The organism is Parabacteroides sp. AF14-59, from assembly GCF_003479515.1.
GTDB lineage: Bacteria > Bacteroidota > Bacteroidia > Bacteroidales > Tannerellaceae > Parabacteroides > Parabacteroides faecis.
This window is the reverse complement of the sequence record NZ_QUHH01000014.1, coordinates 74,559-99,558: the sequence shown is the minus strand read 5'-3', so window position 1 is coordinate 99,558 and position 25,000 is coordinate 74,559. Positions and strand designations below refer to the sequence as shown.

The 25,000-nt window shown below is 41.0% G+C and carries 19 protein-coding genes; all 19 read right to left on the bottom strand.

The genetic code is table 11. From position 1 onward, the window contains the following. Positions 1 to 28: 28 nt before the first annotated feature. The gene (locus DWW23_RS15725; protein ID WP_122354226.1) at positions 29 to 1,171 is read right to left on the bottom strand and encodes a FecR family protein; all 1,143 of its coding nucleotides are present in this window, start codon (positions 1,169 to 1,171) and stop codon (positions 29 to 31) included. Positions 1,172 to 1,254: 83 nt separating this feature from the next. After that, positions 1,255 to 1,791, bottom strand: coding sequence for an RNA polymerase sigma factor (locus tag DWW23_RS15720; RefSeq protein WP_122354225.1), 537 nt, complete (start codon positions 1,789 to 1,791; stop codon positions 1,255 to 1,257). 107 nt (positions 1,792 to 1,898) lie between these two features. Continuing rightward, a complete protein-coding gene (gene metK / locus DWW23_RS15715) occupies positions 1,899 to 3,185 on the bottom strand; it encodes a methionine adenosyltransferase (protein ID WP_122354224.1) in 1,287 nt (428 codons plus the stop codon). 250 nt (positions 3,186 to 3,435) lie between these two features. Further along, positions 3,436 to 3,624: a hypothetical protein gene (locus DWW23_RS15710; RefSeq protein WP_122354223.1), complete on the bottom strand. Its 189-nt coding sequence runs from the start codon at positions 3,622 to 3,624 to the stop codon at positions 3,436 to 3,438. 40 nt (positions 3,625 to 3,664) lie between these two features. After that, positions 3,665 to 4,132, bottom strand: a complete 468-nt coding sequence (gene folK / locus DWW23_RS15705) for a 2-amino-4-hydroxy-6-hydroxymethyldihydropteridine diphosphokinase (RefSeq protein WP_122354222.1) — start codon at positions 4,130 to 4,132, stop codon at positions 3,665 to 3,667. An 11-nt stretch (positions 4,133 to 4,143) separates the two neighbouring features. Then, positions 4,144 to 5,193, bottom strand: coding sequence for a tRNA preQ1(34) S-adenosylmethionine ribosyltransferase-isomerase QueA (gene queA / locus DWW23_RS15700; protein WP_122354221.1), 1,050 nt, complete (start codon positions 5,191 to 5,193; stop codon positions 4,144 to 4,146). A gap of 32 nt (positions 5,194 to 5,225) precedes the next feature. Next, positions 5,226 to 5,957 carry a tRNA pseudouridine(55) synthase TruB gene (truB, locus tag DWW23_RS15695; protein ID WP_122354220.1) on the bottom strand — a complete coding sequence of 244 codons (732 nt, stop codon included), beginning with the start codon at positions 5,955 to 5,957 and terminating at the stop codon, positions 5,226 to 5,228. Positions 5,958 to 5,963: 6 nt separating this feature from the next. Continuing rightward, entirely contained in the window at positions 5,964 to 6,764 is an 801-nt protein-coding gene (locus tag DWW23_RS15690; protein ID WP_122354219.1) for an undecaprenyl-diphosphate phosphatase, read from the bottom strand. Next, a complete protein-coding gene (locus DWW23_RS15685; RefSeq protein ID WP_122354218.1) occupies positions 6,761 to 7,003 on the bottom strand; it encodes a DUF3098 domain-containing protein in 243 nt (80 codons plus the stop codon). The genes DWW23_RS15690 and DWW23_RS15685 overlap by 4 nt, the downstream gene beginning before the upstream one ends. Before the next feature lie 12 nt (positions 7,004 to 7,015). Next, complete coding sequence (locus DWW23_RS15680) at positions 7,016 to 7,894, bottom strand: ABC transporter permease (protein WP_122354217.1); 879 nt, start codon at positions 7,892 to 7,894, stop codon at positions 7,016 to 7,018. Between the two features lie 263 nt (positions 7,895 to 8,157). Further along, a complete protein-coding gene (locus tag DWW23_RS15675) occupies positions 8,158 to 8,673 on the bottom strand; it encodes a hypothetical protein (RefSeq protein WP_122354289.1) in 516 nt (171 codons plus the stop codon). A gap of 13 nt (positions 8,674 to 8,686) precedes the next feature. Beyond that, entirely contained in the window at positions 8,687 to 10,000 is a 1,314-nt protein-coding gene (locus tag DWW23_RS15670) for a hypothetical protein (RefSeq protein WP_122354216.1), read from the bottom strand. A gap of 155 nt (positions 10,001 to 10,155) precedes the next feature. After that, a complete protein-coding gene (locus DWW23_RS15665) occupies positions 10,156 to 11,670 on the bottom strand; it encodes a RagB/SusD family nutrient uptake outer membrane protein (RefSeq protein WP_122354215.1) in 1,515 nt (504 codons plus the stop codon). 23 nt (positions 11,671 to 11,693) lie between these two features. Beyond that, a complete protein-coding gene (locus tag DWW23_RS15660; RefSeq protein ID WP_187576740.1) occupies positions 11,694 to 14,651 on the bottom strand; it encodes a TonB-dependent receptor in 2,958 nt (985 codons plus the stop codon). Positions 14,652 to 15,302: 651 nt separating this feature from the next. Then, positions 15,303 to 17,564, bottom strand: coding sequence for an alpha-N-acetylglucosaminidase (locus DWW23_RS15655; RefSeq protein WP_122354213.1), 2,262 nt, complete (start codon positions 17,562 to 17,564; stop codon positions 15,303 to 15,305). Between the two features lie 143 nt (positions 17,565 to 17,707). Beyond that, complete coding sequence (locus DWW23_RS15650) at positions 17,708 to 18,415, bottom strand: DUF4998 domain-containing protein (protein WP_122354212.1); 708 nt, start codon at positions 18,413 to 18,415, stop codon at positions 17,708 to 17,710. 21 nt (positions 18,416 to 18,436) lie between these two features. Next, positions 18,437 to 19,618: a DUF5000 domain-containing lipoprotein gene (locus tag DWW23_RS15645; protein ID WP_122354211.1), complete on the bottom strand. Its 1,182-nt coding sequence runs from the start codon at positions 19,616 to 19,618 to the stop codon at positions 18,437 to 18,439. 27 nt (positions 19,619 to 19,645) lie between these two features. After that, the gene (locus DWW23_RS15640; RefSeq protein ID WP_122354210.1) at positions 19,646 to 21,538 is read right to left on the bottom strand and encodes a RagB/SusD family nutrient uptake outer membrane protein; all 1,893 of its coding nucleotides are present in this window, start codon (positions 21,536 to 21,538) and stop codon (positions 19,646 to 19,648) included. A gap of 11 nt (positions 21,539 to 21,549) precedes the next feature. Beyond that, the gene (locus DWW23_RS15635; RefSeq protein ID WP_122354209.1) at positions 21,550 to 24,981 is read right to left on the bottom strand and encodes a TonB-dependent receptor; all 3,432 of its coding nucleotides are present in this window, start codon (positions 24,979 to 24,981) and stop codon (positions 21,550 to 21,552) included. Between the last annotated feature and the right edge of the window lie 19 nt (positions 24,982 to 25,000).

The window sequence follows — 25,000 nt, the reverse complement described above, 5'->3', positions numbered from 1 at the left end:
GCATAATTTTTTAATTTAAAAAAGATTACTACTCTCTCTTTAAATAGATCACTCCATTTTCTTCGCGCGCAGAAAGAGGAATCATCGATTTAATATAATCAATTATCTCATCCAGGTCATCCCGGAGATCTAATTTCCCATATATCTGTTCATTGTCTAAAGATGAATCACATACTATTTTTGTTCCGTACAACAAACTTAACCGTTCGGCAAGCAGTTTCAGATAATCACCGTTCAAAATCATCACACCATCGATCCAGGCTTTGTAATCACCCGCATTCACTGTTCTTTTGTCGGTAATACTATTTTTCTCAAGCGAGACAAGTTCATTGGGCACCATCTTCATCTGTTTGTTCTGCTGGTCCTTGATCTCTACCGATCCGTTAACCAATACAACACGACTGGTTGCCAGTTGTTTATAGGCAAAAACATCAAAAGAAGTACCCAACACTTTTACTTCAAAGCCCTCGGTATTCACATAGAAAGGACGCTTCTCATCATGAGTTACTTCCAGATAAACCTCACCGTCTACGTATATCTCGCGTTTCTTTTCTCCGAAAACACGGGGATAGACCACTTTAGTCCCGGCATTTACCCACACCTTGGTACCGTCTGACAGTAACAGTTGGGAACGTCTTCCTTTCGGTACGATCAACTGGTTATATGACTCATGGTAAGGTGTCGTTACGTCCTTCTGTCCGGACTCAGCCACCGGAAGTTCTTCCGAATCGACAGAGACTTCGCCCTTCGGCGTATAAGCAATTTTCGCGTCAGAAGCTAATTGTAACTTCTCCTGATCAGACATCACCAGTACCACATCGTCCGTTTCCTCGACCGGAAGCATATCCATCAGGGCAATGACCTGCCTGAAGTCTTCCTTTTGAGAAAGATCATCGGATATATAAGGTATGCTCAACAATACAGCGATAGTTGCCGCAACAGAGGCAACTGCAATATAAAACCTGTTTGTTCTTTTTTTCTTTGCAGACGGAAGAACCTGCTGTTTCCCTTCTTCCTGTATTTTCCGGAGAGCTTTAGCACGGATCGAAGCGACCACATCCTCCTCTTCTTCCGGCAGGCAATCCTCCCAGAAAAATTCTATTTTTTTCTTTTCTTCCCTGTCCCGAGGCTGAAAAGTGTCATCATCAAATATATCGTGATCTGTTTTCATTCTGTTTTTCAAATGTGCTTACATATAAAAGACGCAGACGAAAAAAAAATGTCCTACTCAAAAAGTGATTTTATTCAAATAATTTATTCACAAAGGATTCCTGATATGATATTCAGAGCCTTTGAAATATGTACATTGATTGTTTTCACGGAAATATTCAGCATTTCTGAGATCTTTTTATAGGGTAGTTTTTCTATTTTGGCTAATACGAATACTTCTTTGCATTTTGGTGGTAATGCAGCAATTGCCTGGTTGATCTTAGCGATCTCCTCCCGGCTTATCATTTTATTATCCGGTGACTGGAACAAAGGAACATGAAAATCGTCTATCTCGTCAAATGAAACGGTAGTATCCGGCTGCTCTTTTCGCAGATAAGAAATAGCTTTATTACGGACCAAAACAAGTAACCATGACTTGATATGGATTATTTCGTCAAGGCGGGCACGGTTATTCCAGACCTCCAGGAATACATCGCTTACAACTTCTTCCGCCAGTTCACGGACATTTACATACCCCAAGGCAAAATAATACAAATCTTTCGAGTACAATTCGACAAAAGAACAGAATGCCATCTGATCCCCCTCTTTTATTTTTTGTACGCAAAAGACTTCTTCACTCATATTATAACAAATCCTTATTCGGCAAAAATAACGATAATAATATAAAAAAACTCCTGCTCCGAGATATTTCAGAACAGGAGTCTACTCTAGAACTTATAAGTTAGTTATTACAATCCAAAACTTTCTTTCACTTTATCCACATAATCCAGTTTCTCCCAGGTAAATAACTCCACCTCGCAAATAGTAGGTTCCGGGTTATAACGAGAAGTAAATGTCTTGGTAACAATTTCCGGTTTACGTCCCATATGTCCGTAAGAGGCTGTTTCCAGATAGATCGGATTACGTAATTTCAGACGTTCTTCGATCGCTTTCGGACGCATGTCGAAAAGATCCCAGATCTTTTCTGCAATCTCGCCATCTGTCATTTTTACATTGGCACGACCAAACGTATTTACGAAAATATTCATCGGTTTTGCTACACCGATCGCATAAGAAACCTGTACCAGCATTTCGTCAGCAACACCTGCGGCAACCAGGTTTTTCGCAATATGGCGGGCTGCATAAGCAGCAGAACGGTCAACTTTCGAAGGATCTTTTCCGGAGAATGCACCACCGCCGTGAGCACCTTTTCCACCGTATGTATCCACAATGATCTTACGTCCGGTCAGACCTGTATCACCATGAGGACCACCGATCACGAACTTACCGGTCGGATTTACATGATAAATGATATCATCGTTGAACAAGGCTTGTACATAAGCCGGATACTGCGCTTTCACACGCGGGATCAGGATCTTCTTCACATCGGCTGCAATCTTCTTCTGCATGGCGATATCGGCTTCTTCCTGACTGATACCTTTCGGACCGATAAATTCATCATGTTGGGTAGAAACAACGATCGTGTCGATGCGTAACGGCTTGCCGTTGTCATCATATTCAATAGTGACCTGGCTCTTTGCATCCGGACGGAGGTAAGGCATCAGGTCGTTCTCATTCTTGCGGATCTCAGCCAGTTCCCACAACAAACTATGTGAAAGGTCGAGGGCCAGAGGCATGTAATTTTCAGTTTCATTCGTTGCATATCCGAACATCATACCCTGGTCGCCAGCCCCCTGGTTGTAAGGGTCTTCGCGTTCAACGCCACGGTTGATATCGCCACTCTGTTCATGGATAGCAGAGAATACGCCGCATGATTTGGCTTCAAACTGATATTCGCTTTTCGTGTAACCGATCTTTTCGATCACACCGCGTGCAACTTCCTGCACATCTACATAAGCACTTGATTTAACTTCTCCAGCCAAGACAACCTGTCCGGTTGTAACAAGGGTTTCGCAAGCAACTTTCGAGCTCTTGTCATAAGCAAGGAACTCATCCAGCAAAGCATCCGATATCTGATCGGCTACTTTATCGGGGTGCCCTTCGGACACCGATTCGGAGGTGAATAAATAACTCATTACTTTTAAATTAGTTGACAGATGACAAGTGACAGTTGACAGTTGTAAAAAACCATAGACTGAATCTGACACTGACAATTGATTATTAATAATGAATTGATAACGGAAGGAATCTGTTCGCCGGAACGGCTAAGAAAAGTAACTTGTTTTTAGCATTTTTTCCTGTGGTTGCAAGCAATACAAATCTATCCACATCAATTCGGAGACAAAGATAAGAATTAATTGACAATTCAAAATTGAAAATTGAAAATTATTTTTTCTTCTTTGTGTTACGAAGTGCTTTTTTATACTTGTATTCAGCTTTCATCTTTGCTGAACCCGATTTATGGGTACCTTTCAGGAAATCAGCGTATTTGATTTTTTTTTCTCCGGCATTCTCTTCCTTGGCCTTCTTGAAAACCATTCCTCCGCCGGTCAGGATCTTTTCTATATCGTTCATTGCTTTATCTTTTATTGTTTTATTTGAAAACAGTATGAAGTTACAAAATGTTGCGTTCCCGCATGAGGGAAACAACTGTCTTTTTAAACACCGGATGAACCACGTTCGGAGCTATTTCAAGCAAGGGTTCCATCACGAACCGACGATCCTGCATTAACGGATGCGGCAATGTCAGTTCCGGCGTCTGCAGGATCAGATCGTCATACAGCAGAATATCGATATCGATGATACGGTCATGATAAGTACCGTTACTTTTCTGCGTACGTCCCATCTCCACCTCGATCTGTTGGGTTGCTTTCAGCAACTCCAGCGGAGATAAAGAGGTTTCGAGCTGCAAAGCAGCATTCAGGAACGTATTCTCCGACTGAAATCCCCAGGGTTCGGTTTCATAAAAACCGGAAAGGGCGAGAACATCTCCCACCCTTTCAGCTAACAGCGCAGCGGCCGTTATCATATTCCGTCTTTTATTTCCTATATTCGTACCTAAAGCCAGGTATGCAATAGCCATAAACGTACGTCTTAGATGATCAACATTGCGTCGCCATAGGCACCGAAACGGTATCCTTCTTTCAATGCCACGTCATAAGCATCCATGATCAGGTCATATCCGCCGAATGAAGCAGTCATCATCAAAAGAGTAGACAGCGGCATGTGGAAGTTGGTGATCATACTGGTAGCCACGCTGAAATCATAAGGAGGAAAAATGAACTTATTCGTCCATCCTTCAAACTCTTTCAGATGTCCGTCCGTACTTACAGCAGTTTCTACCGCACGCATCACAGAAGTTCCGACAGCACAGATCTGACGACCGTCATCCTTACCTGTATTCACGATATCCACGACATCCCCATTCACGATCATCTGTTCGGAATCCATCTTGTGTTTTGTCAAGTCTTCCACATCTATTTCGCGGAAATTACCCAATCCGGAATGAACTGTAAGGAATGCAAAACGACAATCTTTGATCTCCAGACGTTTCATTAATTCGCGGCTGAAATGCAGACCGGCGGCCGGAGCCACTACCGCACCTTCTTCTTTCGCGAAGATATTCTGGTAACGATCTTCGTCATCCGCTTCTACCGGACGATCGATATATTTAGGAAGCGGAGTCTCTCCCAAAGCATACAATGCTTTTTTGAACTCATCATGGTTTCCGTCATACAAGAAACGCAAGGTACGACCGCGTGACGTAGTATTATCGATCACTTCGGCTACCATCGAATCGTCTTCCCCGAAATAAAGTTTATTACCGATACGGATTTTACGGGCAGGATCGACCAAGACATCCCAAAGACGAAGGTCTTCATTCAGTTCACGCAGCAAAAATACTTCGATACGTGCACCAGTCTTTTCTTTATTACCATATAAACGGGCAGGAAAAACTTTCGTGTTGTTGAAGATGAATACATCTTTTTCTCCAAAATATTCCAACAGGTCTTTAAAGACTTTATGCTCGATCTCCCCTGTGTTACGGTGTACAACCATCAACCGGGATTCATCCCTGTTCTTTGCGGGATGAAGAGCGATCTGTTCCTGCGGCAAGTTAAATTTGAATTTAGATAGCTTCATAATGTTACTTTATTTATTTTCTTTTATTCTTATCATTTTTCTATCGGAGCCGCTCCGGCTTCATCAGCCACACGATCTCCGACCGCTTCCTCCAGAAAAGCATCTATCTCTTCCGGATTCATACATTTATCCAATGTTATATCTCCGATCCGGGTACGCTCCAATCCGATCAGATGGGCGCCCGAATTCAAGGCAACACCGATATCACGTGCCAGGGCACGGATATAAGTACCTTTACTACATACCACACGGATTTTAATGACCGGCAGGCTGCATTCCAGCAGTTCCATCTCATCGATCACCAGTGTTTTTGACTTCAACTCCACTTCTTCCCCTTTACGTGCCAACTCGTATGCACGCTTTCCGTCCACTTTGCAGGCCGAAAAAACCGGCGGGATCTGCTGGATCGTTCCTACGAACGAATTCAGCACATCCCCGACCATCTCCCGAGTTATATGTTCTGTCGGATATACGGCATCTATCTCCTTTTCCAGATCAAAGGAAGGCGTCGTTTCCCCAAGCTTCAGGGTTGCCACGTATTCTTTTGTCTGATACTGGAATTCATCAATCCGCTTGGTTGCTTTCCCGGTACAAACGATCATGACCCCGGTAGCCAGCGGATCCAGCGTTCCGGCATGTCCGACTTTTATTTTTTTTACTTTCAGCTTCCGCGATAATTTGTAACGGAACTTGTTCACCAGATCGAACGAAGTCCACGTCAGCGGCTTGTTAAAATATAAAACCTCTCCTGCTATAAAATCCATTCTATATTACTTCATCAATGTACATGCAATAGTGATCAGCCCGACTATCGCACAATAAATAGCAAAGTAGATCAACTTTCCTTTTTTCACGATATTGATCATCCACTTACAAGCCAGACAACCAGAAAGGAAAGCAGCTACAAAACCGACAACCAGCGAAAGCATCGGAATATCTCCGGCTATATTTTCGCCTTTTACCAGCTTCAATACATCCAACAGGGCCTCACCCAGAATCGGGGGAATGACCATCAGGAAAGAGAATTGAGCCAGTTTAGCTTTATTATTCCCCAGCAACAAACCTGTAGCGATCGTTGTTCCGGAACGTGAAAGTCCGGGCAAAACGGCACAAGCCTGGGCCAAACCGATAATAAAAGCATCTTTCATCGAAAGGTTCTCTTTCTGCCGGGGCTTTGCATAATAAGAGAAAGACAGCAATGCTGCCGTTACCAGCAACATGCAACCGACTATCAGCAAACCCGAGCCAAAGATAGCTTCGACTGTATCTTTGAAAAATACTCCGACAATACCGATCGGTATCATAGAAATCAGGATATTGATCACATAACGGGTTTCACTATTCATTTGAAACTTGAACAATCCGCGGAATATCCATTCGATCTCTTTCCAGAGTATAACTAATGTACTAAATACCGTAGCCACGTGGACTACGATTGTAAATGCCAGATTCTCTTCTCCTTCAATTCCAAACAGCGCCGATCCGATTGCCAGATGTCCGCTGCTGCTTACAGGAAGATACTCCGTCAGTCCCTGTACGATCCCCAGCACCAAGGCTTCAAACCAACTCATTCCGTAACTTCTTTACTTTTGCTGTTTTTCAGGATACCTACAATCATAAGGCCGAAACCGATCATCGTCACAACCGGAGCCACCACAATACGACGTGTACTGAATATTTCCGGGTTAAAACTGGTTGCATCGGCAGAACCTCCTCCACTCATCAACATAAAACCAATAATGATCACTGCCACGGCAACCGCGATCAGAATAAAATTTTCTTTTCCGAAAGCAAAATCTCTCTTAGCCATCTTTTCTGTTTATTATATATAATACAACTTATCAACACCCATACGGAGGTACTTGTTTACAGCAAATACAGTAGCTGTTACCGACAACAAGATTCCTAAGAGGAACACTGCGGCAAAAACCACCAATAAAGCCTTCATATCCAATAACTGAATAAAACCGTCCAATTCGTGTTGTAAATAATATAACGAACCGGTCAGCATTAATATTGCCAGAATGGATGCAAAAATACCGCTTACCACATTATAGCGCACAAAAGGACGCCTGATAAAACCGGAAGTCGCTCCAACCAGTTTCATCGTATGGATCAAAAAACGTTTGGAATAGATCAACAAACGGATCGTATTACTGATCAGAACAAACGATATGGCCATCAACATAACAGCCAGCGTAAGCAGGATAATGCTCAGGCGTTTCATATTATCGTTAACCATCTGCATCATATCCTTACGATAAAGCAGATCTGAAACGGAAGTATATGTTTTAATTTTCCTTTCAATATGTTGTAGGCTGTCCGGATTGGCATATTCGGAATGCAACTTTACTTCGATAGATGCCTGCAGAGGGTTGAAGCCCAGGAAAGTCTCGGGATTTTCCCCCAATTCTTCTTCCAGTTCTTTCGCAGCCTGTTCTTTCGAGATATATTCTGTGGATTTGATAAAAGGTAGTGCGTCCAGGCTTTTTTGCATCTTCTTGATCTCCGCCTCTTTCTGGTTATCTTTCAAAACAATGGAAAAGGATATATTTTCCTTCACATAGACCGATAACTGATTCCCCAGCAGTCCCATCAACAAAATCAACCCGAGTAAAAATAATACCAGGGCTATACTTATAATAGATGTAAGACGTGAATTAAAGAAAGAAACCGAGTTAACCTTATTATTTTCAGCCATCAGACGTAACCTTATTATTATTCAACAAATTGGGGAGATACGTACAGAGCACATACCTCCCAATTTTTCTGCAAAATAACGAATAAATTGTGAGACAGGCAGCAGATTATAATTATTTAACCAATTAAAGACAATTATCAAAAGAACTCAAAATGATTCTATTACACAAACCTGCAATTAAAAGTATATAGAAACTAAAAAACGGGAAATGGCGGGATTCACATCTGACCATTCCCTTATCAGTGTGTTTATAAAAATGTATGTCACTTTCTTTCCCTGTACCGTATAGCAACCCAGACATGCACTGCTCCCCAGGTAAAAGTCTCCTTATCTTTTTCCTCTATTTCAAAATAAGGGCAAAGATCCATTTTCATCAATTCCTCCCCAAAACCTTTAAGATACTCTTCAGACATTTGTGTAAACACCTCCGGTTTCAACATAATGCTATACGCAAATATCTTCATATTTTTATCGAAATAAATTGAATAAGATGGTCCATATTTCTTTAGCCAGTCTCTTTTATCACTCCAATCCTGATCCGTAAAATAAGACTCCAGCATTGAATGCATTTTCTTTCCAAACAACCCATGAAGGTCAGATTCAGGTGTGCTACGAAAACTTCCGGAATTACCTTTCGGCTTTGGAAAAGAAGGAACGTCTAAAACAATACGTTTTTCAAACTTCTTAGATACCTCAAAATATCTCAAATCAGGAATATTCTGAGCATTCACACTACATATTCCGATCAAACAAATTAATATAAGATTAAGTCTCTTCATATTTTCAATATATTTAAAATAATACACTATATGCAATCAATAATTGCGGCAGAATAGATTTATCTACAATACCAGGATAACCTGTCCACCGCTCCAAAAAGCCAAAATAGAGTTGAATATCTATATCTGATATGGATTTTCGATCACACATATCAAGTATAAAATCTTGATATTGACCCATAAACTGGTCATCCATATTAACACTACCGATAAAAGCTCCACCATCTGCACGATGTGCCACCAAGTCTCTTAATACTTTTGCTTCAAACTCAAAATTCTTATATTTATTCAACATTCGATCACCATACTCTATCGCTTGAGATGCATGTATAAGTTCTTCATCAAAATATATACTGAGTATATCTGTCTCTGTTCTATAAGAAATCGTATTTGTTGACTTATCATACTGTGCATTCACACCTATCATAGGATCCATTTTTATATATAACGTTTTACGACTAAGAAGAAAATACAGTCTTTCAAAAACAGGAGTAGTCGCAAACTTATCGACAACAGAGATTATTCTATCTCGTTCTTGATCTCTAATTTCTGTAATAATTTTGCAAACCCTATTAAATCTCTCTCTCGGGGTATTACCCATCGGATGAGTATCACCGCCTCCTCCCTCCCACGCTTGTTGATTGGATACATATATTTCATCAACAACGACATTTGCCGGAGAATCTACATGATCTATAACCTCAAATTCATGAGTCCTATAGTATTCATTCCAACAATGAGTGCCGGAACTGGTAGCCTTTTTCCCTTCAAACTCTATTTCGATTGTATAGTTTACACAATATGTAACTAAAACTCCAGAACGCGTTTGTAAATCATCATTTAACTCATGAAAATGATATTGATAATTCATTTCTTCTGAGAACATTTTTTGGTTAAAATAATCAAATCCCCATTCTAAATCCATTTCAGTTTTAGAAAGCATCTCTTTAGTAAGAACAATATTAGAAACGATATTATTACGAGCAAAAAACACCCAAAGCGTATTTATCTGTTTCTGCTGTCCTAATTTAATCGGGGTTATAATTATAGTTTCTTCTTTATCAATTGTAACAACTATAGATTCTAGCCACACAGGTTGTCCATAATTAGCTATAAATGCTGAAGAAAAGTTCTTTTGTTCATTTAGGTCTTTCAGTCCCAGTGTAATTTCACTAATAGCAGGTGCTGTTCCGCTATATGTAAAAAAAGCGTTTTCAGCAACTGTTCTCAAATTTACATCCTCTTCATTTTTACATGTTAACATCAATCCTAATAAAAGCAGACACTTGATGAAAACAAACAGTTTTAAACTTTTTATTTTTTTCATAACAAGCTCGATTTAGGCATACAATACTTAAAAATAGTCTTGTAACTTTTATTGCAAGAAAAATAACAAACAGCCAACAAACACTTTTTAGATATTCTATTTTGATCAGTCTTATCGAAAATTCATTTCCAATAAGACTGACTCCAATTTATAACTTAATACCCAGCATTCTGCTGCTCTTTGATCTGCGGGTTCGCATCGATCTCATCTTTAGGGATCGGCCATACCCACATATAATCGTCGGCGGCCTTTACCATATCCGTGCCCAAAGCAGGCAGATAAGAAATATCCTGAGCTTCGCTTGAAGAACGGTTCAGCCCTTTCTTCCAACGTTTCAGGTCAAAGAGGTAAGGATGTTCACCGAATAATTCACGGACATACTCATCCTGAATTTCTTTTATCAGAGCATCGCCTTTGTAAAACTTATCACTCCATCCTTTCACACGGGCTGTCTTCAATTTATTCAACATCGCGGAAGCATTCGTTTCATCTCCTGACATCGCATAAGCCTCAGCCGCAATCAGATACATTTCTGAAATACGGAAAGCCTTGGTCTTATTTATGTTATTGCTCTTTCCTTCATACAATTCAGGGTTACCCGGCCATTTCTTACAATACGTAATCATAAAGTCCGGAACAGTCTGGGCATCGATCGAGTCATACGTAAAATAGGCATTATAACGAATATCATTCTCCTTATCATACAAATTCAATACAGTGTTAGTCGGCAAATAAGAAGGGCGGGGTAATTTATCTATAATACCGCAGAAAGCGCTACCCAAGGCATTCGGTCCCGTTTCTTTGGCTTTCACCATAGCAAACTGCCAGATGGCTTCCGTTCCGTTGTCATGCAGCCACATATCAGCATAAGCATCACCGTCTGTCATCAATGGATAAGTACCACTGTTTATCAGCGCGGTAGCGGCAGATATAGCAGTCGGGTAATCCTCTTTTTCCAATGCTATTCTGGCTTTTAAAGCTTTTACCACATCAGCCGTGATATAAGCAGAGTTTATCTCTCCTGTTGTCGTTACATATTCTTCTGCTTTTGCCAAATCGCTATCGATCTGTTTATAAGTTTCTTCCAGCGTACTACGTCCCGGATAAGTTCCGGCGATAGATGGAGTCGAATTATATTCTTCCACAAGAGGAACGCCATATTCCTTAGCAGCGGTAGCCGGATCGTAATTTTTACAGAAATGAAGAGCCAACTCAAAATAAGCATACGCTCTTGTAAAATAAGCATGGCCCATATAAAGCCGGATTTCATTCCGATCGGCATCCGATAACGAATTATCAGCTAATAAAGCTTCTGCCCCTTTCAACAGGACGTTGGCGTTTGCTATAAAATTATAATTATTGCTCCAACAGCCAGAAAAAGCACCATCTGTAATAGTATAATCCCAACGGTAAAAAGCGCCATACGTATTTCCGTAATCAGCCGTGGCTGTTATCAATCCTGACTGGACCAACGCATCCATGGTATAGGCATTTTGCACATAACCACGCCATTCCGCATGGAACAAATTACTATATTTCCCACAATCCTGTACAGACAGAACAGATTGATTGGTAGGTATGCTTGTTTCCGAAGCCAAATCCATATCGCAAGCCGTAAAAGCAGCAAAGCAACAGGTCGCAACTGACAATATAATAGATTTTTTCTTCATGATTTTCTTCTTTTTACAAATTATTAGAACGTAAATTCAGCACCAAATGAGAACTGGCGGGTATTCGGATATTTACCTAACTGCAAGTTTGAATCCACCTCCGGGTCCGCTCCCTGATATTTTGTAACAGTCAACAAGTTACGGCCAACAGCAAAGACTCTAACACCACGGATAAAGCCTGTTTTTCTTAATAAATTGTCCGGCAGGTTATAGCCGATCGTCAAATTCTTCAGACGCATAAACGATGCATTTTCAATCAAGTGAGTATCAAATTGAATTGCAGAATTTGCTGCCGGAATATCCGTTACCTGCCCAGGTGTTGTCCACATATTTTCCATCACGACAGCCTGGTTTAACTGTCCGACGAAATTCGGATTTTCAACGAAGTAGCGGTTATTATCGATCATATATTTACCCAACATAAAAGAAAAGTCCGCATTCAAAGTGAAACCCTTCCAGGAAAACTGGGTATTGAAACCACCTATCCAGGGTGCAAATTGATTTTTTCCGGTAAACACGGCATTATCTTCAGAATAAGTTTTTGTTTCATTCCCGTCTTTATCCAGCCATATTTGCTGCCCGTCCTGCGGATCAACGCCTTTCCATCTCACATAATAGAAATCGCCATATGTTTTACCTACTTCATATTTAACACCTGTATTAGCCACTACATACTCATCACGTCCGCCAAACAATTCTGTAATCTGGTTCTTGTTATAGTTGATATTAGCCGAAATACTCCAAAAGAGATCCTTATTGGAGATTATATCATAAGAAGCGGTAAGTTCGATACCACGATTAAACATACTGCCAATATTTCCCCACCCTGAATCATGACCGGTTGTATAAGAGAACGGGATCGTCATCAACATATCCGTCGTCACCTTGTTATAGAAGTCAAAGTCGATACTCAAGCGATTAAAGAAACGTGAATTGAAGCCGATATTCAATGTTTTTTGTTTTTCCCAGGTCAGATCGTCATTTTGTACGGAAGAAACTCCGAAACTCTGGTTCCCGTTGTAAAGTCCTGTACCGATCAATCCTAAGGACGGGTAATAGGGGTCACCTTCAAACGCAGAGTTACCGGTTGTACCATAACTGGCTTTCACACGCAATTCGTCCAACCAGTCTACATCAGCCAGGAATTGTTCTTTCTTCATATTCCACATAGCCCCAACAGAAAAGAAGGAAGCCCAGCGTTTGTTTACCCCAAACAAAGAAGAACCATCCGTACGGTAAGAGGCATCCAGATAATATTTTTCATTGAAATTATATTCCGCGCGTGCGAAGAAAGAGTTCATCGTTTTCTTCTTCAGACTCGCGCTCGGCGCTTTGTATGTTGTACCATGACTTACCATCGACAAACGAGAATCGGTTATGCCGTCTACGCTGGTTCCGAAAGAACTGCCATCGTATATAATCGACTCTTGCCCCACCAGAGCTGTAAGGTTATGCGACTTATTGATATCGAACTTATATTCAGCCGTATTAGTCAGCGTAAAAGAAGAATACCGCTGGAAAGTTTCGGCAGCACTGCCGGAATAATTATTATATCTGGCCGGTAAACTTTTATAGCGATACCTGTAATCAAATGCATCCATAGCCTGGGCGGCACGAATTGTCAGTCCCTTAACCGGAGTCAGTTCTTCGAACATATTCCCATAAAGACGAATTTTATTTTTTTCAGTCGGTTGATTTTCTAATAAATAATATGGATTCCACAGTCCCAGCACATCCAGTAAATCTTTCCGCTTACCATAGGATATACTACCATCCGCGTTTTCTATTATTTCATAAGGAGTTTCATAAGGGACAGCCCAACGGCTTAAAGTACCAACATTATACCAGCTATTTCCTGTACTGGCAAATCCGTTTGTCTCAAAATCTTCATAAGACAAACCCAAATTCAGCCCTACCCGCAGCCAGCTAAATACTTTTGAATCAATATTACTACGTAATGTTTCACGACGCATACCAGAAGCCGGTTCCACACCTTCCGCATCATAATGACTGGCAGAAATAAAGTAATTCGTATTATTGGCAACACCTGTAATACTTGCATCCAATTGCCATGTCGGGGCATTATCCTTCAAAAAATAATCAGCCCAATCGGTAGAAATTCCCATATTCATGTATTTTTCAACCGTAGAAAGATTGGCATCCGGCTTAACCGTTTTCCAGAAATTGTAATACTGCGTCGTGTTCATCATTTCCGTTGTAGGCAACGCCGGCTGTGAAAAGCCATACTGTCCTTTAACGCTAACCGTGGGTTTTGAACCTTTACCACGCTTAGTTGTAATTATCACGACACCATTCGCTGCACGGGAACCGTAAATGGATGTTGACGACGCATCCTTCAAAACTGTGACATTTTCAATATCACTCGGGTTCAAAGCGGTAAAAACACCGCTGGAAATCGGGGAGCCATCCAAAACAAATAAGGGCTCCGTAGAAGAATTGATAGAACCGACACCACGCAAACGCATAGAAACATTTTCGCTCGGTTCTCCCGAAGAGGTGTATACCTGTAGACCGGCAACCTGCCCTTGTAAAGCGTCTGCAAAGTTCGCACTCGGACGATTAGAAATCTTTTCCGATTTAACGGCGGCAACAGACCCAACCATTGAACCTAATTTCTTTGCCGAACCATAGGTTCCTGTAATCAGCACTTCATCCAGCATCTCTGAAGAGTTTCTCATCCGGATTGTCAGATTCGGAGCGATTTTAACGGTCATCGTTTCCATTCCGACAAACGAGATTTCCAGAACTTTTGCCGAAGCCGGGACATTACTCAAACTGAAAAAACCATCTGCATCAGTTACAGTACCGATAGTTGTCCCTTTCACCATCACAGTCGCTCCAATAATAGCTTCTCCATCCTCATCGGAAAGAACTTTACCGGTTACCTTAGACGACTGAGCCATCACCAAACCTACACCTATTATACAACAGGTAAGTAATAACATCATTCTTCTTCTCATAATTTTACATTTAGATTGAGTATTAAGTCTATAATACTAAGTACTCGTAGGACTTATGTAAATTATCAGAGAGGTCTACAATGAAGGAGGGACTTAACAAAGTGCCAAACAGCGCCTTACGCTTTTTTAATTGAGGTGATAAAAATTAGCGCCAAATAAACAGCTTAACATATTTTATCTAACAAGCTTTAATTATAAAGAATAATAAATATGCGTTAAGCGGGAATAAAACAGCATATAAAGCAAGCTACAAATCAATAAAATCATTTAAAATACAATTTGTGCAATAAGGTAGTCTATAAAAAAGAATATATGTTATACGGCAGTTTTGCTATATTTTCTCCCGCTATTTAATTTATATAAATAAATATATGTGTAAATTTGCATTTACTAAGAACGTAGTCCTACGAGAACTATGTTAATTTATCCTTTCTATCCTTGAATATCATTTGATGCAAAACAATCCACTATTTGAGAATCCATACACTATTTCACCTTGCCTATCGACATAATAACATATAGAAAAAGATGTAAACAAAAATTCTCACTTTCCCGCAGTTTTTCCATATCAATAATTCAGGTGCCAGTCAAAACGACACTGACACCTGAATAAATAACAGTAGTGACAATTAACAGATTACAACAATCAGATCATTCACCCAGATTTTCAAAAATGTTACCTTCCTGAATATTATCCGCTTTCATTTCATCCTGATAATATTCCCGGGCTAGAGTTGCATACTTTTTATACATTTTCTGAACCGTTTCTATTTCATCCCCCTGAATGACCGGAGTACGGGCTTTGCCGGTTTTTGAAACAAATTCCAGTTCCCAGTCTCCCAGTTGACTATAGAATTCATTGGCACGAAAGGCTTCACGGCCATGAGTCATAGGAAGACCTTTTTCCGAATAATCCTTTCCCATATCCAGATGCTTCTGCAGCATAGCGTAAAACATTTCCCAACGTTTCAGGTAATAACAATCGATCAGACCTGACCATTCGCGCCACGAATAATCAAAGATCAGCGGATCACCGTCAGCTCCCCAAATAGTCACCAGTGCTGTGGCATCTTTTTCAAGCAAGTCTTTTTCTTCACCGGTAGTTCCCCAGCTACGAGCGTCAGTCAACCATTTATCAAAATTGAACTCCGGACGCGTACGCAACAAGATATCTGCATCACGAAGCATTTCCAGAAAACGGCTGCTATGCAGAGCGAAAGCAGCTTTATCCTTCTTTTCAAAAGCTTCGGCCGCTTTTTTATGAATAGCCTGACCCAGATTCGACATTAGTTGGCGTTGAATATCGACCACATCAAAACGGTAAGGAGCAGAGGCCTTTAAATTACCGGCATCTTTCAATAATAAACCTTGTGCCCGGATAACCAATAAGGGTGAATACGGAATACCTAATCCCGCATTCGGACCGGATTTTTTCACATTCAGTGCCGGACGAGCAGCAATAATGGAACTACGCTCCGTACCATTTGTCCCGGGGCGGTACGGACCTTCTAACAAATACAACCAGGCCCTATGAGCATTCTCAGAAATAGCTCCGTAACGCCGCTTTGCGTAGTTGCCTAACCACTCCTCGACATCCACGTCACCGGTATGAAGCGGGATTTCAAAGGCCAGATCATAATAAACCGGATTTTGTTCGATCGATTCCATAAACAAACCGGAACCACAAACATTGGACGACTTCCGGTTGGCAAGCACATATTGATTGGAAGCCAGCAGACGTAAGTCACCGTGCAGGTTGATACGACCACCGAAGTTGTGCAGATTCCCGGCAACAACCGGATATCCCCAACAAGTATTTTCCTGTCTGCTTCTTCCGCCATTCAGGTCGAGTATCAAAAGGTGTTCTTTAGGAACTGCTTTCACTATCGGTTCACGAAGACTCCAGGCTTGCATAACCCACATGGCCGAGGGATCGAAGTTCTTAAATAATTCATAGATGGAATTTCCTACTGCACTCAGATATTCGGGTGTATCGACCGGCGGTCGGCTTTCATGAAACGGATCGGCAGCATACACGCCATGCGCACCGAACAATCTCTTTTCCTCCTCCAGAAAGTCACGTCCAAAAGCACTGAAAAGCGGATCGGTCGGATCCAACTGTGCAGCACCGGTAAAACCGCACCAAGAAGGTTGCAATTGAATTTTTGCATCCGGATATTTGTTTTTCAGTTCACGCGGGACATAACCGGAGAATCCCTGCTGTATGGGTTGCATTCCCAATTCCAATTGGCGATCGATGACCTTTTTCCCTAATTCTACATGGCTGTCAATCCAGGACTTCGGTAACGGACCACCATAACTTTGCAGGTTTTGCATCCACTGCCAGGCGAAATGTCCGGGTCCTGCCAGGAAAGCACGGGCCTCTTCATCGGTAAAGCCATATTTCAATAAAGTATTATACCACACGGCTTCCAGTCCGACAACGGACAACGGCATATTGATGGAGTTCATCGCCATATAGTCCAATTCCCTTTGCCAGCGGTCCCAGTCCCACCAGGCAGCGGTATAGCTGACAGTACAGTAATTCATGTACACTCTGTATTTTCCATTAATCGTATTTTTTATTTCTTTTTCAGGGAGAGGCAACTGTTCCGGTAAATCCAGCTGGTCACCAAACCAGGAAACATGCGCATTGCAGGTATATTTCAGATATTGATTGTAGGCTGTAGCCAAGGAAACGGTATTATTACCCCGAAGAAGCACTTTTCCATCTACGGATGTTATTTCATATGCATCCTGTCCGTCGACAGGTTCGATCAGTTCCAGTTTGAACTGTTTTCCATATCCGGGTGTAACACGCTCGATCAAATCGTAAGCCGCCCGGATCTGCGGGTCTTTCGTACATCCAATACAGAATATTGTAAGAATAAATAATGCTATTTTTAGTTTCATTTCGTATATCTTGTTTGTTATTTATTAGTATCAAATACTCGTAATTTAGAATAAACTATCTCCAAACATACCAATGGTATGCACAATAACACATTCCGAACGTATTATCTGCATACCATCAGTTCATAATCACCTTTCAGTTACTATTCCGCAATCGGGACATGATAGACCGTTGCACTCGCTTCAAAAGTATCCAGTGAACCAAGAGGTTGATAAACAGAAACCACAGTAAATTCATCTCCTGCTTTCAAGTTCGACAGGACGGTTTCTGACATATCATTCTCCACTTTCTTCTCAATCGTCTTCGGATTAGACGGCTCGGTATTATCCGTATAAGTGATCATGGTATACAATAAAGTCTCGCTCTCGATCGAACTCCAGGTCAACTTAACGCTATTACCTTCCTGAACTACTATCGTTCTGATTTCCCTGTTTCGCAAAGTCGAAACATATCTGGAACCATAAATCTCCGCAGTTTTCTCTACATTCAACGATTTATGACCTTCATCATCTTTTGTCACAAATTTAAAAATATAGCTATTCTCAGGTAAATTCAAACTTGTTTCCATCCGCATAATACCTGATTGAGTACGATTGACTTCTACAACAGCAGAATCTCCCCCGTCATTCCAGTAAATTACAGTTTTAGTAATACGAGGATCCGCATTGATCATCCAGGTAAATTTAATACGCTCATTTCCGGGATACGCTTCCAATGAATCTACAACGCCTGTATAGATTTCTTCCCCCCATTTCAGATACTCTTCATGTACATCATTGATATTTTCACAGCTGATCAATCCTATGATGATACAAATAAACCCTGCAATGTTTTTTATTATACTTTTCATTCTGATTCTCATTTTAATAGTTTATCGATCATTACCCCAGAAAGTCAATTCAGCAATATGCAAATAGGCAGCTCCCGACCATGTACTTTTTACGACAAAACGCAGATAACGTACTTTTTTCAGGTCCAAAGGTGCAGAATACTCGAATCCCTTAGAAGCATACTCCGCATCTTCATTGGTGACAGTTCCGTCTCCGGAAGGTTTCAAGGTGACATAATCGCCCACTTGCACCCAATCGTTCTTCCACTCTTCCGTCCAATATTCATCACCCATTCCTTCTTTATAAGTATCGGTAGCCCATACTTCAAATGTTTTGGGGTTGTAATGTTTATAGAACCAGGACGTACCGTCACGATGATACAGCTTAAAGCGACTCAATTTTGCATCGACACCCAAATCCAGTGTGAAACAGATTGGTATAGAGCCATCTTTTTCCGTTGTATGCCACATACTCGAAAGGCTATTATCAAACATTTTTTCGAATGTATAATTTGTATTCAGGTTCGTACTATTATCCTTTGGCAAAACAAGCCGTTTATGCTTGCTCTTATCCAACTGCATTTCATAATACGGAGAAACCTCCTGTTGAATGGTATCAGAAACATTTCCCCACTTATCAGTCAGATATAATGCAAACACTCGTTTGACATCATCATAACCTCTAAATGAATAGTCACCTTCTTTCATATTCGAATAATATGTTTCGCCATCTTCCAATTCTCCTTTGCTGTTTGTAGCCATTATAGTTAAACCAATCTCCGAGCCCAAACCATTGTTCCAGGTGGCATTGACACCGCCAAAGTCTGCCTGCAATTTAACAGAGCTCAATATAAGATCGACTATCGGCGTCGACGGATTGATGGTCACCACGTACGGTTCGGAAACATTCTCACTATGATCGACGACATATAATGTGATATCTAATGGATCCGTTGTACCCAGACCTTCAATTTCCAAACTGTTTTTATAGATGGAAGACCTCACCACATGCTCCCGGTTATTTACATAATAAACACCCTTCACATACGAAATATCGGTTTCTTTAGGTATTGTATACGATATCTTAGCCCCACCGGGCGTACTTTCTACCTCCACCGCCGTGATCGTCGACGGAGCTGTACCATCCGTTGGAGTTTGTCCGATATGGTCTTCCGCACATGAGATCAATATCAACAAAAAAAATGAATATATTAACTGTTTCATAATGTTCTCTTTTATTATTTCTACATATTACTCCCAGCCAGGATTCTGTACCAGATTCGAATTAATAGTTATAGAATTCGTTTTGATCGGCCATAGATAATCTTTAGTCTTAAATATACGGTTTGCATAAGTCACCACCGTATAATAAGAGTCGGCCGTTTCCCCTTGATAATTCCAGCCTCTAACCGGTTGGTTCAAATAATCCATAGCTTCTTTCCAACGGCGCAAATCAGCGGAACGTACACCTTCACAAGCCAGTTCGTTCAGACGCTCCTGGTGAATGATCTCCCGCATCCCCTCCTGCGTATTCGGTTTATTAGCCAGTTTGGATTTCTTCCAGGATTCGACAACACCTTTTAGTCCGGCACGTTCCCGAACCTTGTCGGTATATGCATAAACGTCTGCCACAGGAGTAGAGTTTGCCTCATTCAAGGCCTCGGCATATAAAAGATAGAGATCGGACATACGGACTAGCGGGAATGAATAGCGAACTCCGTTATAAGTATTGGAAGCTGTCCCTGCCGTTGTTTCATAATTGATCAACTTTTTAATAAAGTAGCCGGTCGGAATATGTTCACCCGTACTTCTGAATCCGGATATCTCACTCTTGCGGGCATGTAAATACCACTTATCATTATCCGTAATTTTACCGGCACCTTCAAAAACAGATCTGTCAAATCCCAGAGTTGCATAAAAACGAGGTTCCCGGTTAAAATGAAGTTTGGCTGTCACCTCACCCGGTTCCAGATAAAACTTATCCTTATCCGTAACTTTCTGCGTATCATATCTGTTTTCGTAGTCCCATGAAGGGTCCTCATCGATAGGAATACCATTTTCGGTATAAAATTGTTCTGCAATCTTCAGAGTAGCACATATTTCATTTGTACCGTTCCCCAAATTGTTCACGACCAGGTGAGGCATACAAAGTTTTTGTAAAGCCCCCACATCATGCGTCGATCCCCAAACAACCTCTTTATTCCATTTTTCAGAAAAGGCAGAACGAAGTGTCAACTTTAATGCAGTTGTATCAGATATAGAAGTGGTCGGTCTAAAAGTATGCAATTGATGTCCTGCCAGCTCACAGGTATCTATAGCATTTTTTAGTGCAGTTACCGCACGTTGCCATTTCTCTACTTTAAATTCAGTGTCTACCAGTTTCCGTCCCTGATTATCTACAAAATGTATATAATCCGCATTCCCGTTGAATAACGGGCTGGCAGCCCAGACTAAAGCTTTTGCTTTAACAGCAACAGCTATAGGCTGCGTGATACGTCCGGCTTCATTTGTCTTATCAGCAATTTCAAGCGGAAGATCGGGGATAGCTTCATTTATCAAATTCACAATATATTCTACAACATCATCCACCGGCTCCCGGTATACACGAACATCTTCCGGAGAAGCCGAAACCGGTAAATTCTTATCAATGATCGGAACAGGTCCGTATAAAGTCATTAAATAGTAATGATAGTAGGCTTTCAGGAACTTAACTTCCGAAATCCAGCGGCTCCTTTCATACTCCTCCATATCATGCACCCGGTCAATATTTTCCAGAAAAATATTGCAGTCGCGTATTGCCACAAATAATTTCTTCCCGTTTTGTTCGCCATCCCAATAGTTGAGATACGGGTTATTGGCATTCTGACTTCCTTTAGCAATATAAGTCACCGGATTGGTAACCCAGTTAGGTTGATCAATATCCCACCATATCTCATCTCCGGTCATCAGCTCCGTACTATTCCAAATATCCGTCGGATTCGGAAGATAACTGTAACAAGTAAAGAAGAAACGTTCTGCTGCCGCCCTGTTATTAAACGATTTCTCTATTGTAGCAATATCATCCGGCACAATATCCAGATAATCTGCACATGAGGTAGAGAAAAAGGTCAATGCAATTATGATCAATCTCGAAAAGTATTTCATAATATTCTGATTTATAAGTTAATATTGACTCCAAAATTAAAGACACGCTGTAACGGGTAATTAAAAGCATTACCAGCCAGCTCAGGATCCCACATTTTAAATTTCGACCAGACACAAAGGTTGTTGCCGGTCACATAAAGCCTCACATTAGCCAGACTTATCGTTTTTACCCATTTTTGAGGCAAAGAATAACCTACTTCCACTGTTTTTAAACGAATGAATGCACCGTCCCGCATAAACCAGGTACTGGCCTGCTCATTATTTTTGACCTGACTAGCCGATAACCTGGGCCACAAAGCATAAATATTTTTATTGTCTTCAGACCAATGGTCATCTGCATAATATTGTAACAAGGCTCTTGGAGCTGTATTTCCTACAAACGGAGCTGTTTTTGCAGGATCAATCCAGAAAGATGAGCGAGCTGATCCCTGAAAGAAACAAGAGAAATCAATACCTTTATAACCGGCAGAAAGTCCGAAACCATAATTTATTTCCGGTGTTTTCGGAAAACCGATGGGCACCTTGTCGCGATCGTCGATAATCTGGTCGCCGTTAATATCCTTGTACTTGATATCACCGGCTCCGTAATCGCCGAAAGTTTGTTTAGGTGAATTCTTTACTTCTTCTTCGTCCAGGAATAAACGTTCCGCAACCAATCCCCATGTCTGGGATATTTTCTTTCCTTTACGCGACAACCAAGGTGTATCACTGTAATTGGGTTCTTCATATTCCACATATTCACTACTTGCGTAAGTAAAATTTCCGCGCATAGATACCCATAAATCTTTTGAGAAAGAATGATTATAGTCAAGGGAAATATCTATACCTCCTCCTTTTGCTTTACCAACATTAGCCTGCGGAGTGGCTTGCAATCCCATTGTAGTCGGAATATATGAACGTTCCTGTAGAATATTCGAACGATGTTCCGTAAAATAATCCACCTGCAACTCCAAACTATTCCACAAATTCAACTCAAGTCCCAGGTTCATTTTCTTTCCTATTTCCCAGGTAATGAAAGGGTCTTCATAACGAGATATGGAAACACCATTTCTGGTATAATTAAAATATTCGCCGAAAGTAAAACCTTTCCCCGAATCGTTTGCGTTTACTTGGGAAAGATAGAAGAAACGGTCTTTATTCTCTCCGATCTGGTCGTTACCGACCAATCCGTATGTAGCCTTCAACTTTAGTTTACTTAACCACTTGGAATAAGGCTTCATAAAAGACTCATTGGATACTATCCAACCTAAACCGATAGAAGGGAAAAAACCGAAGCGTTCATTCTTAGCAAACCGTTCGGAACCATTGTAACCGAAGTTACCCTCCACAAAATAACGGCTATCGTATCCGTAAGTAAAACGTCCGGCCAATCCTATGTTACGATGCGGAAGAGCCAACTGCAATGTCTCTGCATTACTGTCCACATAATCGCGCATTGTATAAACCAACATTCCGGAAACATTATGCTTATCATTAAATTCCCTCTGATAAGCAAGCGCACCTTCAAAATACAAGGTACTGGTTACCTCTCTGGCCCCGGTTGCAAACTCCAGATATTCTGTACCGCCATCCGGATTCAAGGCTGTCAATTTATATAAGTCCGGACTGTCCGGATTGGCAGAATAGGAATAATAAAACGGTTTATATGAATTTGAATTACCCAGTTTAGAATATCGGTTCACATTAAACAAAGCTCTTGCTGATAATCCCTCTGTAATAAAATCCAGCTTCTGCTTTGCCTCAAATTGAGCTAACATGGTCGAACGGCTATATTCCTGATAGCCTTTAACCATATCGGCATAAGGATTCGAATAATTACCTTCTCCATAATTACCGAAAAGAATATGGGAAGTATATTTATTAGCTTCGTCAGCCGGATAATAAGGCTGGAACAATACAGGACTGGCATTTAACGCCTTCTCATATAAAGACGAACCACCGTCCAGCGGACCGGAATAATCATCAAAAGCCCCATGCAGACGGACAATGATTTCAGTCGATTTTGTCAGGTCTATATTAATGTTTGAACGCAATATATATTTATTGATACTGATATTATTATTAAAATTATTACGTTTATCCATCTGAATGATACCATTGTCCTTATTATAAGCTGCTGCAACATAATAACGGGCAATTTTACCACCACCGCTAATACTCATATTGTAACGCTGATTGAACGTGTGATTGTTGAACAACATATCACGCCAATCGATGGCCGGGTATTGGAGAGGATTTAATCCTTTTTCCGTATTTACTATTTTTGATGTAGAGTAAGGTAATGCCGCCAACGGGTCACGTGTACGCACAGCTTCATTGTGCATACGCATGTAAGTGACCGGATCGGCAGTTCCCACTTGTTCTGTCGGAGAAGAGAACGAACCTTCTGCCCGAACGGAAATACTGACTTTTCCCTCTTTTCCTTCCTTGGTACTGACAAGAATAACACCATTCGCACCACGCGCTCCGTAAAGAGCAGTTGCATTGGCGTCCTTCATAATAGAGAAGCTGGCAATATCATCGGTTGTCAAACGGGCCAAGTCCTCTGTCGTCATTTCCACACCATCGATCAGGATCAACGGATTCGACTTTCCGGTACCAAAGGTCGTCACACCACGAATGAAAAAGTCCGAATTATCTTCTCCGGGTTCCCCCGTACGCTGATAAGAAATCATACCGGCAATACGCCCGGAAAAAGCATTTGTCAAGTTACTGGAAGGGACCTTCAGGTCGGAAGGTTTAACCGTTGAAACGGAAGCAATCACACTTTCTTTTTTCTGTTTGGCAAAAGCAACCACCGTAACTTCTTCCAATTCATCCACCTTCGCTTTCAAAGTGACAATCAACTCTTTCTTACTTGCCACAGGGATCGTCTGAGGTTCCATTCCCAGATAAGAGAATATCAGCTTGTCCGAACTTTTTACATCTATACTAAAAGTTCCGTCGATATCCGTCGTGACACCACGAGGAGATCCTTCTACCACAATGGCCACACCTGGTAACGGTTCTCCCGTTTCATCCACTACTTTTCCCGTCACACTTTTTTGCTGTTGCGGAGTCGATGCAGGAACTGGCAGAGATTTCTCTTCCTTCTTTTTTAATACAACCTGACGATCTTTGATATCGTATGTCACTGAAGTATCTTTCAGCAACTTATTTAATACAGACTCAATAGATTCATCTTTGACGGAAACATTTACCTTGCGGTTCGTATCCAACACTTTTTCGTAAAAAAGGAATACAAACTCGCTGTTCTGCTCTATATAATTAAAAACGTCTTGTATTGTTTTTTTCTCAAAATGGAAAGTAAACTGTTTTATCTGAGCATAATTCGATACCGAAGCAGCATCAAGATTCAACGAAATTGTCAAAAAAAGATTAACAAAGAAGAGGATTTTTATTTTTTTTATCATCCACTTCATTTTAAATGTATTATAATTCATATCTTTGTGATTTAAGGAT